The 12,685-nt window shown below is 71.6% G+C and carries 12 protein-coding genes; 9 read left to right on the top strand and 3 right to left on the bottom strand.

Going from position 1 to position 12,685, the window contains the following annotated elements; all coding sequences use genetic code 11:
• The first annotated feature begins 200 nt into the window (after window positions 1-200).
• Complete coding sequence (locus AQI94_RS15590) at window positions 201-1,313, top strand: WD40/YVTN/BNR-like repeat-containing protein (RefSeq protein ID WP_051832554.1); 1,113 nt, start codon at window positions 201-203, stop codon at window positions 1,311-1,313.
• Between the two features lie 50 nt (window positions 1,314-1,363).
• Complete coding sequence (locus AQI94_RS15585; RefSeq protein ID WP_031052576.1) at window positions 1,364-1,693, top strand: hypothetical protein; 330 nt, start codon at window positions 1,364-1,366, stop codon at window positions 1,691-1,693.
• 3 nt (window positions 1,694-1,696) lie between these two features.
• Here AQI94_RS15585 and AQI94_RS15580 read toward each other — a convergent pair whose 3' ends face one another.
• Window positions 1,697-1,993 (bottom strand): YciI family protein, encoded by a 297-nt coding sequence (locus AQI94_RS15580; RefSeq protein ID WP_031052574.1) that lies wholly within the window; start codon window positions 1,991-1,993, stop codon window positions 1,697-1,699.
• A gap of 42 nt (window positions 1,994-2,035) precedes the next feature.
• On the opposite strand from AQI94_RS15580, the gene AQI94_RS15575 reads away from it, so the two are divergent.
• Both AQI94_RS15575 and mmpA read left to right on the top strand, forming a co-directional pair.
• On the top strand, window positions 2,036-2,749 hold the full coding sequence (locus AQI94_RS15575) for an endonuclease V (RefSeq protein WP_031052572.1): 714 nt from the start codon (window positions 2,036-2,038) through the stop codon (window positions 2,747-2,749).
• 62 nt (window positions 2,750-2,811) lie between these two features.
• Entirely contained in the window at window positions 2,812-2,970 is a 159-nt protein-coding gene (mmpA, locus tag AQI94_RS45040) for a morphogenic membrane protein MmpA (RefSeq protein WP_167364504.1), read from the top strand.
• A 7-nt stretch (window positions 2,971-2,977) separates the two neighbouring features.
• Here mmpA and AQI94_RS15570 read toward each other — a convergent pair whose 3' ends face one another.
• The gene (locus tag AQI94_RS15570) at window positions 2,978-4,156 is read right to left on the bottom strand and encodes a saccharopine dehydrogenase family protein (protein ID WP_208611842.1); all 1,179 of its coding nucleotides are present in this window, start codon (window positions 4,154-4,156) and stop codon (window positions 2,978-2,980) included.
• 228 nt (window positions 4,157-4,384) lie between these two features.
• Here AQI94_RS15570 and AQI94_RS15565 point away from each other — a divergent pair, with 228 nt between their 5' ends.
• The 4 genes from AQI94_RS15565 to AQI94_RS15550 are packed head-to-tail and all read left to right on the top strand — an operon-like array spanning window position 4,385 to window position 10,157.
• Window positions 4,385-5,533, top strand: coding sequence for a CaiB/BaiF CoA transferase family protein (locus tag AQI94_RS15565; RefSeq protein WP_031036766.1), 1,149 nt, complete (start codon window positions 4,385-4,387; stop codon window positions 5,531-5,533).
• A gap of 10 nt (window positions 5,534-5,543) precedes the next feature.
• Window positions 5,544-6,686 carry an acyl-CoA dehydrogenase family protein gene (locus AQI94_RS15560; RefSeq protein WP_031036764.1) on the top strand — a complete coding sequence of 381 codons (1,143 nt, stop codon included), beginning with the start codon at window positions 5,544-5,546 and terminating at the stop codon, window positions 6,684-6,686.
• A 21-nt stretch (window positions 6,687-6,707) separates the two neighbouring features.
• A complete protein-coding gene (locus AQI94_RS15555) occupies window positions 6,708-7,922 on the top strand; it encodes an acetyl-CoA C-acetyltransferase (protein ID WP_031036762.1) in 1,215 nt (404 codons plus the stop codon).
• Window positions 7,923-7,964: 42 nt separating this feature from the next.
• Window positions 7,965-10,157, top strand: coding sequence for a 3-hydroxyacyl-CoA dehydrogenase NAD-binding domain-containing protein (locus AQI94_RS15550; protein ID WP_031036758.1), 2,193 nt, complete (start codon window positions 7,965-7,967; stop codon window positions 10,155-10,157).
• Window positions 10,158-10,223: 66 nt separating this feature from the next.
• On the opposite strand, the gene AQI94_RS15545 is transcribed toward AQI94_RS15550, so the two are convergent.
• Window positions 10,224-10,943, bottom strand: coding sequence for a MerR family transcriptional regulator (locus AQI94_RS15545; protein ID WP_031036755.1), 720 nt, complete (start codon window positions 10,941-10,943; stop codon window positions 10,224-10,226).
• Between the two features lie 221 nt (window positions 10,944-11,164).
• Here AQI94_RS15545 and AQI94_RS15540 point away from each other — a divergent pair, with 221 nt between their 5' ends.
• A complete protein-coding gene (locus AQI94_RS15540; protein ID WP_031036751.1) occupies window positions 11,165-12,631 on the top strand; it encodes an amino acid permease in 1,467 nt (488 codons plus the stop codon).
• Window positions 12,632-12,685: the final 54 nt, after the last annotated feature.

The following is a 12,685-nucleotide window of genomic DNA, read 5'->3' as shown; positions in this document are numbered from 1 at the left end:
GACGGGCACTGGAAGAGACGTCGGAATGAGCCAATCCGTGTACACGAAAGTCGAGTGACCTCTGTCACCGTCCTCATGCACGGCTGTGATCCAGTGCTTCTCCCGTGCCCCGAGAGGCACTTGTGACACCCCGCGCGCCGCCGGGCGGTCCACCGAGGGCATCTGGACGGCGCCGGGAGGGTGGGCTAGCTTCGCCCGCCATGAGGCGCTGGGGAAACACGCGAGGCAAGAGACCGACGGGCCTGACGAGGCGCACCGCTGCCGCCGGGGCGGCCTGTGCGGCGGCGCTGGCCGTCCTGACCGCCGTACCCGCCGAGGCACATGACCCGGACGGCCGTACGCCGCGCTGGGAACTGAAGGACAGCGGCGCTCCCGAGGTGCGGTTCCGCGGGCTGTCGGCGGTCAGCCGGGACACCGCCTGGCTGGCCGGCACCCAGGGCACCGTGCTGCGCACCACGGACGGCGGGACGAGCTGGCGAAACGTCTCACCGCCCGGCGCCGCCGAACTGCAGTTCCGGGACATCGAGGCCTTCGACGCGCGCCGGGCGGTGGTGCTGGCCATCGGGGAGGGCGAGGCGTCCCGCGTCTACCGCACCGAGGACGGCGGCGCGACCTGGACCGAGTCCTTCCGCAACGCCGACGCCAAAGCCTTCTACGACTGCCTCACCTTCTTCGACCACCGCCACGGCCTCGCCATGAGCGACCCGGTGGACGGGAAGTTCCGCATCCTGTCGACCGCCGACGGCGGCCGCTCCTGGAAGGTGCTGCCGGACAAAGGCATGCCCGCCGCGCTCGACGGCGAGGCGGGCTTCGCGGCGAGCGGGCAGTGCCTGGTCAGCTCCGGGCCCCGGGACGTCTGGCTGGCCACCGGCGGGGCGGCACGCGCGCGTGTACTGCACTCCGCCGACCGGGGCCGCACCTGGACGGCCTCCGACACGCCGATCCCGGCGGGCGATCCCGCCAGGGGGATCTTCGCGCTCGCCTTCCGCGACCGCGTCCACGGACTCGCGGTCGGCGGCGACTACCGGGCCGACCAGAGCTCTCCGCAGGCCGCCGCCCTTACCGGTGACGGCGGCGCGACCTGGCGGCCCGCCGCGGCCCCGGTGAACGCCTACCGCTCCGGTGTGGCCTGGCTCCCGCACAGCCGCAGCGCGGCCCTCGCGGTCGGCCCCACCGGCACGGACCTCACCAGGGACGGCGGCCGGACCTGGCGCACCGTGGACACCGGCTCGTACGACACCGTCGACTGCACGGTCGACGGCGGCTGCTGGGCGGCCGGGGAAAAGGGACGGGTGGCTCGTCTGGAGGGCTGAGAGGCGGAATGTGGGTACCCGGTCGCCGACGACGAAAGGAGTGATCCCCCATGCCGGCCGGTTCGAACTCGAAGCGGGAACGCCAGTACGAGCACATCAAGAAGAGCGCGGAGGACCGGGGCGAGAGCACCGGACGGGCCAAGGAGATCGCGGCGCGGACGGTCAACAAGGAACGCGCCCGCTCCGGCGAGTCCAGGACCGCCAGCCGTACCTCGACCAAGGACATGTCCTCCGGCGAGCGCGGCGGCCGGCGGTCGGGCAAGGGCTCCCAGGGACCGACCTACGACCAGCTCTACGAAGAGGCCAGGCGCAAGGGCGTCAAGGGCCGTTCCGACATGAACAAGAGCCAGCTCCAGCGCGCCCTCGGCAACAAGAGCTGACCGTCAGCCGGGGGTCTGCCGGTACGGCTCCAACGCCGGAGCCGTCTTCGTCGCGGCGAATTCGGTGACGCGGTAAGCGCACACCCCGGCCGTGACGAACGGGTCGCCCGCGGTGATCTCCCCGATCCCCGCCCGATCCTCCGCGACGGCGATGATGATCCCGCCGTCGCGGGGGCTCTTGGGCCCGGACGCCAGGAAGACGCCCCGTTCGTACTGCTCGTCCAGCCAGGCGACATGCGCCGGCAGCACGGCGTCCACGGCATCGAGCGGGGCGGTGTAGGTCAGTTCCAGTACGAACATGATCGCGAGCCTACGCCGACCGGCCGTACGCTCGTCTCCACCATGACGACAGTGGACATTCCCGCGGGCTGGCCCGCGACCGAGGAGCAGGCCCGCGCGGTCCAGGACGAGTTGAGGCCGAAAACGGTCCTCGACGGGCCGGGCCCGCCGCCCGGCACCGGCCGTGTCACCGGGGTCGACGTGGCCTACGACGACGAACGGGACATCGTCGCGGCGGCGGCCGTGGTGCTGGACGCGGCCACCCTGGAGGTCGTGGCCGAGGCGACCGCCGTCGGGCGCGTCTCCTTCCCGTACGTGCCCGGCCTGCTCGCCTTCCGTGAGATCCCCGCGGTCCTCGCCGCCCTCGACGCCCTGCCCTGCCCGCCCGGCCTGGTCGTCTGCGACGGCTACGGCCGCGCCCACCCCCGCCGCTTCGGCCTCGCGAGCCACCTCGGCGTCCTCACCGGCCTGCCGACGCTGGGGGTCGCCAAGAACCCGTTCACCTTCACGTACGACGACCCGGAAGCCCGGCGCGGCGCGTGGACGCCGTTGCTGGCGGGGCCGGAGGAGGTCGGCCGGGCCCTGCGCACGCGTGCGGGGGTGAAGCCGGTCTTCGTCTCGGTCGGCCACCGCGTGAGCCTGGACAACGCCTGCGCCCACACCCTCGCGCTCACCCCGGCGTACCGCCTGCCGGAGACGACGCGCAGGGCGGACGCGCTGTGCCGGCGGGCGCTGCGGGCGGCGACCACCGGCCCCGGGGTCCGAGAGGCGTACTGAGTACGTCGTCTGAGTATCTGTACGGATGTGCGGGCCCCGGTGCGCTCGGCAGGCTGGTCCGCATGACGACGCACCGCATGACCCAGCGTTCCCCCAAGCCCCTCGCCGACCCGAACCGGCCCGTCGAGCGTGCCGTGACCGCCGCCCTGGTCCTCGGCGTGCTCGCGGGGCTCGGCTGGATCGCGGGGATGATCTACACGGTGGCGGGCTGGTCCCTCTGACGCGGCCTCACCGGCTCGACGCCACCCGGAAGGTGATCCCGGCCCGTCGCAGCCGCTCGATCAGCGCGTCCCCCATCGCCACCGCCGTCGTGACCTGACCGGACGTCTCCGGGAGGTCGTCGAAGGCCAGGGACAGCGCCGACTCGGCGAACATCTTCGCGGTCTCGTCGTACCCCGGGTCCCCGCCCGTGACCTCGGTGAACACCCGCCGGCCACCGCCCTCGCCGACGAAACGCACCGAGAACCAGCTCTTGGCACGCTTCTCGGCGCTCGGTCCGTCACCCGGCCTGACCCGGCCGGACAGCCAGCGCCGCGCGGGCGGCACCTGGGCCGCCGCGAACAGCGCGCCCACGGCCGCCACCGCGCCCACCGCGACCGGCAGCCGCCGTACGGCCGCGTAGTGGCGGTAGCGGAAGTCGGGGCCGTAGCGCTCCAGTGCCTTCGCCGAGCGCCTCACGATCTGCGCGTCGATGGTCGGCAGCGGCAGGGCCCAGGCGCCGACCTCCGGCGCGTACCTCGGGGTGCCGGTCGGCGCGGCGGCCCGCCGGCCCACCAGTCGCGGCTCGTGCCGGCCGCGGTCCCGGGCGGCGGCGACCATCTGCCGGCCGCGGGCGAACTGGTTGAGCGCCGAGGCGAAGGTCCCGCCGGAGAACATGGCGTCCGCGGTCACGAACCCGTCGACGGTGAGCGGAACGCCCTCGGGCAGCTGCCGGACCGTGAAGTACGCGCCCAGGTCGTGCGGGATGGAGTCGAATCCGCACGCGTGCACCAGCCGTGCGCCCGTCTCCCGCGCGCGTGCGTCGTGCCGGACGTACATCAGGTCCACGAACTCGGGCTCGCCCGAGATGTCGAGATAGTCCGTGCCCGCGTCCGAGCAGGCGGCGACCAGCTCCTCGCCGTACGTCAGGTAGGGGCCGACCGTGGTGGCCACCACGCGCGCCTGCCCGGCGAGGGCGCGCAGCGAGTCCGGGTCCGACACCTCGGCCGTGAGGACCCCGACGTCGGTGCCCTCCGGCAGTCGCTCGCGCAGCGCCCCGAGCTTGTCCGCGCTACGGCCGGCGATCGCCCAGCGCAGATCGTCGGGGCCGTGCGCGGCGAGGTACTGCGCGGTGAGCGCTCCCGCGAAACTCGTCGCCCCGAACAGCACGATGTCGTAGGGACGGTCCGACTTTTTCAGCCTGCTCATGACACTCCTGGATCCCGCCGCACGCGCCGTTGTCGGTGGCCGAGGCTAGCGTGAGGAGTGCGGAGCCAGTGGAGGGGGCCTGATGTCGACGTGGATGGCGAAGCCGGTAAACCATTGTGACCGGCCGATAATTGGCTAAGCGCTTGCTCGTTCAGGTCTTGTGTCCACTGGGACGCGTTCATAGCATCACTGGTGTTACATCGGTTGTGTCACGCCAATGGGGGCTGCATGACAACGGCAACGACGCCCGGGCACGGCCCGCTCACCGGCGTGCGCGTGGTCGAGCTCGCGGGCATCGGGCCGGGCCCGTTCGCCGGCATGCTCCTCGCCGACCTGGGAGCCGACGTCGTCCGCGTCTCCCGCCCCGGCGGCGCCGCCCTCTCCATCGACCCCGACCACGACCTCACCAACCGCAACAAGCGCTCGGTGGTCGTCGACCTCAAGGCCCCCGATGGGCCCGCGCGCGTGCTCGACCTCGCCGCCCGCGCCGACATCCTGATCGAGGGCAACCGCCCCGGTGTCGCCGAGCGCCTCGGCGTCGGCCCCGAGGACTGCCACGCGCGCAACCCCGCCCTCGTCTACGGCCGGATGACCGGCTGGGGCCAGCAGGGACCGCTGGCCCAGCGCGCCGGGCACGACATCGCCTACATCGCCCTCACCGGCACCCTCGGCATGATCGGCGAACCGGGCCGCCCCCCGGCCGTCCCCGCCAACCTCCTCGGCGACTACGCGGGCGGCTCCCTCTACCTCGTCGTCGGCGTCCTCGCCGCCCTCCACCACGCGCGCGCGACCGGCACCGGCCAGGTCGTCGACGCCGCCATCGTCGACGGCACCTCCCACCTCTCCGCGATGATCCACGCCATGACCGCGGCCGGCGGCTGGCAGGACCGGCGCGGCGCCAACCTGCTGGACGGCGGCTGCCCGTACTACGGCACCTACGAGACCGCCGACGGGAAGTACATGGCGGTGGGCGCGCTGGAGCCGCAGTTCTACGACCTGTTCCTCGACCTGCTCGGCGTCCCGGACTTCGCGGACGCCCGCAAGGACTGGACCCGCTGGGGCGAGCTGCGCGAGGCGGTCGCGGCCCGCTTCCGCAGCCGTACGAGGGACGAGTGGGCGGCCGTCTTCGAGGGCACCGACGCGTGCGTGGCCCCCGTCCTGTCGCTGCGCGAGGCCCCGCACCACCCGCACCTCGCCGCCCGCGGCACCTTCACCGACCACGGCGGCATCACCCAGCCCGCGCCCGCCCCCCGCTTCTCCGCGACCCCCACGGCCGTCCGCACCGGGCCCGCCCGGGACGGCGCCGACACGGAGGACGTGGCACGCGACTGGGACGTACCGGATCTTCTGAAAGGCCCGAATGAAGGCCCCGCGTGAAAGGCCCCGAATGAAGCGGCAGCTCTTCGCCCCCGAGCACGACGCGTTCCGCGAGACCGTGCGCGCCTTCCTGGCCAGGGAGGTCCTGCCGCACTACGCGCAGTGGGAGAAGGACGGCATCGTCTCGCGCGAGGCCTGGCGGGCGGCCGGCAAGCAGGGCCTGCTCGGGCTCGCCGTGCCCGAGGAGTTCGGGGGCGGCGGCACGAGCGACTTCCGCTACGCCACGGTCCTGGCCGAGGAGTTCACGCGCGCGGGCGCCCCCGGGCTCGCCCTGGGCCTGCACAACGACGTCATCGGCCCGTACCTCACCGGCCTCGCGACCGACGAGCAGAAGCGCCGCTGGCTGCCCGGCTTCTGCGACGGCTCGCTGATCACCGCCATCGCCATGACCGAGCCCGGCGCGGGCTCCGACCTCCAGGGCATCCGCACACACGCGGAGGACCGCGGCGACCACTGGCTGCTGAACGGCTCCAAGACCTTCATCTCCAACGGGATCATCGCCGACCTGGTGATCGTCGTCGCGAAGACCACCCCCGAGGGCGGCGCCCGCGGACTGTCGCTGCTGGTGGTCGAGCGCGGGGCGGAGGGCTTCGAGCGCGGCCGCAACCTCGACAAGATCGGCCAGAAGGCGCAGGACACGGCCGAGCTGTTCTTCCACGACGTGCGCGTGCCCAAGGAGAACCTCCTCGGCGAGCGCGACGGCGCCTTCGGCCACCTGATGACCAACCTCGCCCAGGAGCGCCTGAGCATCGCCGTCTCCGCGATCGCCGCCGCCGAGCACCTCCTGGAGATCACCACCGAGTACGTCAAGGAGCGCGAGGCCTTCGGCCGGCCGCTCGCCACCAAGCAGCACATCCGGTTCGAGATAGCCGAGATGGCCACGGAGTGCGCGGTCACCCGGACGTTCGTCGACCGCTGCGTCGAGGACCACTGCGACGGGGGACTGGACGCCGTCCACGCCTCCATGGCCAAGTGGTGGGCGACCGAGCTCCAGAAGCGGGTCGCGGACCGCTGCCTGCAACTGCACGGCGGCTACGGATACATGAGCGAGTACCCGGTCGCGCGGGCCTTCACCGACGGCCGGATCCAGACCATCTACGGCGGCACGACCGAGATCATGAAAGAGATCATCGGCCGTTCCCTGCTGAGCTGACCCTCATTGAAAGGCTTCCCCGTGAGCACCGAAGCGTACGTGTACGACGCGATCCGCACCCCGCGCGGCCGCGGCAAGGCGAACGGCGCCCTGCACGGCACCAAGCCCATCGACCTGGTCGTCGGACTCATCCACGAGATCCGCGCCCGCTTCCCCGACCTGGACCCGGCGGCGATCGACGACATCGTGCTCGGTGTCGTCGGCCCGGTCGGCGACCAGGGCTCCGACATCGCCCGGATCGCCGCCGTCGCCGCGGGCCTCCCGGACACGGTCGCGGGCGTGCAGGAGAACCGCTTCTGTGCCTCGGGCCTGGAGGCCGTCAACATGGCCGCCGCCAAGGTGCGTTCGGGCTGGGAGGACCTGGTCCTCGCGGGCGGCGTCGAGTCGATGTCCCGGGTGCCGATGGCCTCCGACGGCGGCGCCTGGTTCAACGACCCGATGACCAACCTCGCCGTCAACTTCGTGCCGCAGGGCATCGGCGCCGACCTGATCGCCACGATCGAGGGATTCACCCGCCGGGACGTCGACGAGTACGCGGCCCTCTCCCAGGAGCGCGCGGCCACCGCCTGGAAGGAGGGCCGCTTCGACCGCTCCGTCGTCCCGGTCAAGGACCGCGCCGGCCTGACCGTCCTCGACCACGACGAGCACCTGCGGCCCGGCACCACCGCCGACTCCCTCGGCAAGCTCAAGCCGTCCTTCGCGGACATCGGCGACCTCGGCGGCTTCGACGCCGTGGCCCTGCAGAAGTACCACTGGGTCGAGAAGATCGACCACGTCCACCACGCGGGCAACTCCTCCGGCATCGTGGACGGCGCCTCGCTGGTCGCGATCGGCTCGAAGGAGGTGGGGGAGCGCTACGGCCTCACCCCGCGCGCGCGGATCGTCTCCGCCGCGGTCTCCGGCTCCGAGCCCACCATCATGCTCACCGGCCCCGCGCCCGCCACCCGCAAGGCGCTCGCCAAGGCCGGGCTGACCATCGACGACATCGACCTCGTCGAGATCAACGAGGCCTTCGCGGCGGTCGTCCTGCGCTTCGTCAAGGACATGGGACTCTCGCTGGACAAGGTCAACGTCAACGGCGGCGCGATCGCGCTCGGCCACCCGCTCGGCGCGACCGGCGCGATCATCCTGGGCAGCCTGATCGACGAACTGGAGCGCCAGGACAAGCGGTACGGCCTCGCGACCCTCTGTGTCGGCGGCGGCATGGGCATCGCCACCGTCGTCGAGCGCATCTGACCCCCTCCCACGGATACGACGGATCACACGGAGCACTTCCACATGAGCACTCAGTCCACGACCATCCGCTGGGAACAGGACCGCACGGGCGTCGTCACCCTCGTCATCGACGACCCCGACCAGTCCGCCAACACCATGAACCAGGCTTTCCGCGACTCCCTCGCGGTGATCACCGACCGCCTGGAGGCCGAGAAGGACACCATCCGCGGTGTCATCATCACCTCCGCCAAGAAGACCTTCTTCGCGGGCGGCGACCTGCGCGACCTGATCCGGGTCACCCCCGAGACCGCGCAGGACCTCTTCGACGGCGGCCTCGCGATCAAGCGCAACCTGCGCCGCATCGAGACCCTCGGCAAGCCCGTCGTCGCCGCCATCAACGGCGCGGCCCTGGGCGGCGGTTACGAGATCGCCCTGGCCTGCCACCACCGCGTCGCCCTCGACGCACCCGGCTCCAAGATCGGCTGCCCCGAGGTCACCCTCGGTCTGCTCCCCGGAGGCGGCGGAGTCGTCCGTACGGTCCGCATGCTCGGCATCGCCGACGCCCTCCTGAAGGTCCTGCTCCAGGGCACGCAGTACGCCCCCCAGCGCGCCCTGCAGCACGGCCTGGTCGACGACGTGGCCGTCACACAGGACGAACTCCTCGCCAAGGCCCGCGCGTTCATCGAGGCCAACCCCGAGTCCCAGCAGCCCTGGGACAAGCCGGGCTACCGCATCCCCGGCGGCACCCCCGCCAACCCCAAGTTCGCGGCGAACCTGCCCGCCTTCCCGGCGAGCCTGCGCAAGCAGACAGGCGGCGCGCCCTACCCGGCCCCCCGCAGCATCCTCGCGGCCGCGGTGGAAGGCGCCCAGGTCGACTTCGAGACCGCGCAGGTCATCGAGGCGCGCTACTTCGTCGAACTGGCCGCGGGCCAGACCTCGAAGAACATGATCCAGGCGTTCTTCTTCGACCTCCAGGCGGTGAACTCCGGCGCGAACCGCCCCAAGGGCGTACCGCCCCGCCAGGTCCGCAAGGTGGCCGTGCTCGGCGCCGGGATGATGGGCGCGGGCATCGCGTACTCCTGCGCCCGCGCCGGCATCGACGTGGTCCTCAAGGACGTGTCCCCGCAGGCGGCGGCCAAGGGCAGGGCCTACTCGGAGAAGCTCTGCGCGAAGGCGGTCTCCCGAGGCCGTACGACCCAGGAGAAGGCGGACGCGCTGCTGGCCCGCATCACCGCGACGGCGGACCCGCAGGACCTGGCCGGCTGCGACGCGGTCATCGAGGCCGTCTTCGAGGACTCGGCGCTCAAGCACAAGGTCTTCCAGGAGATCGAGCACATCGTCGAGCCGGACGCGCTGCTGTGCTCCAACACCTCGACCCTGCCGATCACCGCGCTGGCCGAGGGCGTGGAGCGCCAGGACGACTTCATCGGCCTGCACTTCTTCTCGCCGGTCGACAAGATGCCGCTGGTCGAGATCATCAAGGGCGAGCGCACGGGCAAGGAGGCCCTGGCGAGGGCCTTCGACCTGGTGCGGCAGATCAACAAGACGCCGATCGTGGTGAACGACTCCCGCGGCTTCTTCACCTCGCGCGTGATCGGCCAGTTCCTGAACGAGGGTGTCGCGATGGTCGGCGAGGGCATCGAGCCCGCGTCGATCGAGCAGGCCGCGGCACAGGCCGGCTACCCGGCGAAGGTCCTCTCCCTGATGGACGAACTGACGCTGACGCTCCCGCGCAAGATCCGCAAGGAGACGAAGCAGGCGGTGGAGGAGGCGGGCGGAACCTGGACGCCCCACCCCGCGGAGGCCGTCATCGACCGCATGGTCGACGAGTTCGGCCGCACCGGCCGCAGCGGGGGCGGCGGCTTCTACGACTACGGCGACGACGGGAGGCGCACCTCCTTGTGGCCCGGCCTGCGCGAACACTTCACGCGCACGGGTGCGCAGAACCCCGACGAGACGGTGCCTTTCGAGGACATGCAGGAACGCATGCTCTTCGCCGAGGCCCTGGACACGGTCAGGCTCCTGGAGGAGGGAGTCCTGACCTCGGTCGCCGACGCCAACATCGGCTCGATCTTCGGCATCGGCTTCCCCGGCTGGACGGGCGGCGTCCTCCAGTACATCAACGGCTACGAGGGCGGCCTGCCCGGCTTCGTGGCACGCGCGCGTGAACTGGCGGACCGGTACGGGGAGCGCTTCACGCCTCCGGCGCTGCTGGTCGAGAAGGCGGCGGACGGAGGCCGGTTCGGGGACGAGTGAGGCGGACACCGCGAACGCCGGGCGGGCGAAGCAGCCCGCCCGGCGCTCGAGGTGGTGGGGCTCAGCTCAGGACTCCCCACCCACCTGTGACGTCCACTCCCGCAGTTCCTCCTTCAGGGACCGCTGGAAGGTCGTCAACAGGGCCTGCACGACCAGGGGTTCCATGTGCGCGGACAGCGACTTCACGTCCTGCGCGTCACGTTGGGCCACCTCGCCCCGGAACAGCTGCGACAACTCGCGCGCGGCGGACCGGGAGTGCTCGATGAGCACCTTCCGCGAGGCGAGGATCGCCTCCTGCGACAGCGGGACGTCGAGCAGCGCGACGCCGAGCCGCAGCAGGCCCAGGTCGACGCGGTAACCGTCACCGTCCCGCCGTACGACGTCCATCGCGGCGAGCCGCTCCAGGTCGTCGTCGCTCAGCGCCCGCCCCGCCCGCCGCCGGAGTTCCCCGGGTGTCACCCGCTCGACGACGTCCGGGGCCCAGGAGGCCACGACCGCCCGGTGGATCGCGAGGTCGTGGGCGCTCAGCTCGGCCGGCAGCTGCTGCATGTACCGCTCGATCGCCGCCAGCGTCATCCCCTGGTGCTGGAGCTCCTCGATCAGCGCGAGACGCGCGAGGTGCTCGCGGCCGTAGCGGCCGACCCGGCGCGGACCGATCACCGGCGGCGGCAGCAGCCCTCGCGTGCCGTAGAAGCGGACGGTGCGGACCGTGACCCCCGCCCGCGCGGCCAGCTCGTCGACGGTGAGGGACGGCTCCTCGGCGGCGGGGGAGGGGTCGGTCGTCATGTGCAGCAGTATCGCTGTCTCACCACTGCTGTGACACCCGATCGGCGGACCCTTTCCGATCATGTGCGCACCGCCTGCGCTGTGACGACCGCCACCGCGTGGGGGGACGCTTCCGGGGCAGGCGACTCCTCGGCCTGTGCCTTTCACCAGCGGGTACGGCCCGACGCACGTCCGACATCCCGAGCGGGACCCGCCGGGGCGCACCAGAGAGTGGATCCACCGTGAGCAAGGACGCCGTGCACTCGGCACAGGCCGCCTCCCGCACCGACGTGGCCCAGGTGCCCGCCGACGCGGGCGACGCCGGCTACAGCAAGGACCTCAAGCCCCGCCACGTCAACATGATCGCCATCGGTGGCGCGATCGGCACCGGCCTCTTCCTGGGCGCCGGAGGACGTCTGCACACCGCGGGCCCGGCTCTGGCGCTGGCCTACCTGGTCTGCGGAATCTTCGCCTTCTTCGTCGTCCGCGCCCTGGGCGAGCTGGTCCTCTACCGCCCTTCCTCGGGCTCCTTCGTCTCGTACGCGCGCGAGTTCCTCGGGGAGAAGGGCGCGTACGTCGCCGGCTGGATGTACTTCCTGAACTGGTCGACGACCGGCATCGCCGACATCACCGCGATCGCGCTCTACACGCACTACTGGAGCCTGTTCACCGACATCCCGCAGTGGACGCTGGCCCTGATCGCACTGGCCGTGGTCCTCGCCGTGAACCTGATCTCGGTGAAGATCTTCGGCGAGATGGAGTTCTGGTTTGCGATCATCAAGGTGGCCACGCTCATCGGCTTCATGCTGATCGGCATCTTCCTGCTGGCCACCCGGCACGAGGTGGGCGGCGGCACCCCCGGCCCGAGCGTGATCACCGACAACGGCGGCTTTCTCCCGTACGGCGTGATGCCGGTCGTCCTCGTCATGCAGGGCGTGATCTTCGCGTACGCCGCAATCGAACTGGTCGGTGTCGCGGCGGGCGAGACGGCCGAGCCGGAGAAGGTCGTCCCGCGCGCGGTGAACTCGATCATGTGGCGGGTGGGCCTGTTCTACGTGGGCTCCGTGGTCCTCCTGGCCCTCCTCCTGCCGGGCTCGGTCTACTCGGCCGACGAGAGCCCCTTCGTCACGGTCCTGTCGAAGATCGGGGTCCCGGCGGCCGGTGACGTCATGAACCTGGTCGTCCTCACGGCTGCCATGTCCTCGCTGAACTCCGGGCTGTACTCCACGGGCCGCATCCTGCGCTCGATGGCGATGGCGGGCTCCGCCCCGAAGTTCACGTCCCGGATGAACCGCAGCCAGGTGCCCTACGGCGGCATCCTGCTCACCTGTGCCGTCTGCGTCCTCGGCGTGGTCCTGAACTACCTCATGCCGAGCCAGGCCTTCGAGATCGTCCTGAACGTCGCCTCCCTCGGCGTCATCAGCACCTGGGTGATCATCATGGTCTGCCACCTGGTCTTCGTCCGCCGCGCGCGCTCGGGTCTGGTCACCCGCCCCTCCTTCCGGCTCCCGTTCAGCCCGGCCACCGAGATCACCACCATCGCCTTCCTCCTGGCCTGTCTGGGCATGATGGGGAACGACCCCGAGGTGGGCCGCAAGACGCTCCTGCTCATCCCGGTGATCGCGGTACTCCTGGTCGGCGGCTGGTACGGCGTCCGCCGCAGGGTGGAACGGACAACGGATAGCGAGCTGAGCGGTTTCACGGACTGACGGGGGGCCACTGTCAGTGGTGACCTCTACGGTGGCGTCATGGGGGAGATCAAG

This window comes from Streptomyces pseudovenezuelae, assembly GCF_001513955.1.
GTDB classification, from domain to species: domain Bacteria; phylum Actinomycetota; class Actinomycetes; order Streptomycetales; family Streptomycetaceae; genus Streptomyces; species Streptomyces pseudovenezuelae.
Note: the sequence above shows the minus strand (reverse complement) of the source record. Positions and strands in the feature narration are given on the sequence as shown.

What these genes read in the sequence shown, in the direction of transcription:
- AQI94_RS15590 (WP_051832554.1), top strand. Translation starts at nt 201, where the DNA reads ATGAGGCGCTGGGGAAACACGCGAGGCAAGAGACCGACGGGCCTGACG.
- AQI94_RS15565 (WP_031036766.1), top strand. Translation starts at nt 4,385, where the DNA reads ATGACAACGGCAACGACGCCCGGGCACGGCCCGCTCACCGGCGTGCGC.
- AQI94_RS15550 (WP_031036758.1), top strand. Translation starts at nt 7,965, where the DNA reads ATGAGCACTCAGTCCACGACCATCCGCTGGGAACAGGACCGCACGGGC.
- AQI94_RS15575 (WP_031052572.1), top strand. Translation starts at nt 2,036, where the DNA reads ATGACGACAGTGGACATTCCCGCGGGCTGGCCCGCGACCGAGGAGCAG.
- mmpA (WP_167364504.1), top strand. Translation starts at nt 2,812, where the DNA reads ATGACGACGCACCGCATGACCCAGCGTTCCCCCAAGCCCCTCGCCGAC.
- AQI94_RS15585 (WP_031052576.1), top strand. Translation starts at nt 1,364, where the DNA reads ATGCCGGCCGGTTCGAACTCGAAGCGGGAACGCCAGTACGAGCACATC.
- AQI94_RS15545 (WP_031036755.1), bottom strand. Translation starts at nt 10,943, where the DNA reads ATGACGACCGACCCCTCCCCCGCCGCCGAGGAGCCGTCCCTCACCGTC.
- AQI94_RS15570 (WP_208611842.1), bottom strand. Translation starts at nt 4,156, where the DNA reads ATGAGCAGGCTGAAAAAGTCGGACCGTCCCTACGACATCGTGCTGTTC.
- AQI94_RS15560 (WP_031036764.1), top strand. Translation starts at nt 5,544, where the DNA reads ATGAAGCGGCAGCTCTTCGCCCCCGAGCACGACGCGTTCCGCGAGACC.
- AQI94_RS15580 (WP_031052574.1), bottom strand. Translation starts at nt 1,993, where the DNA reads ATGTTCGTACTGGAACTGACCTACACCGCCCCGCTCGATGCCGTGGAC.